Genomic DNA, 384 nt, shown 5'->3' with positions numbered 1-384 from the left:
ACGGTCGCCTTTAAGAATTTTAGTCATGCAATCAATTTCAGCAGAACCGTTCTTAATTTTAACCCATTTTTTCTGCGGTGGCGACCACTGTTTAACGTTAGGGTACTTGTGTAATTGTGTAAAGTCACCATCTGATGCAACAATACACACCTTATGACCAGCTAATGACAAATATTTAGTTAATACACCGATATGGTCGTCCGCTTCATACTTGTCAATATCCATTACAACGTATGGCATGTATTTCTTAATCTCATCAACAACTTGATGTAGTGCAGTAAAATATCCTTTCAAATCCCACTTTGAATCTTGACGATCGGTTTTACGATTTTTCTTATAATAGTAAGCAAAGTCACGACGACAATAACCTGAAGTAGCGTTATC

General features: G+C 36.7%; 1 protein-coding gene. It reads right to left on the bottom strand.

Features of this window, described 5'->3' with window-relative positions:
- Window positions 1-384: hypothetical protein (locus Y887_RS19530; RefSeq protein WP_046965563.1), on the bottom strand; the 384-nt coding region annotated here is incomplete at both ends.

This window comes from Xanthomonas pisi DSM 18956, from assembly GCF_001010415.1.
Lineage (GTDB): Bacteria > Pseudomonadota > Gammaproteobacteria > Xanthomonadales > Xanthomonadaceae > Xanthomonas > Xanthomonas pisi.
Note: the sequence above shows the minus strand (reverse complement) of the source record. Positions and strands in the feature narration are given on the sequence as shown.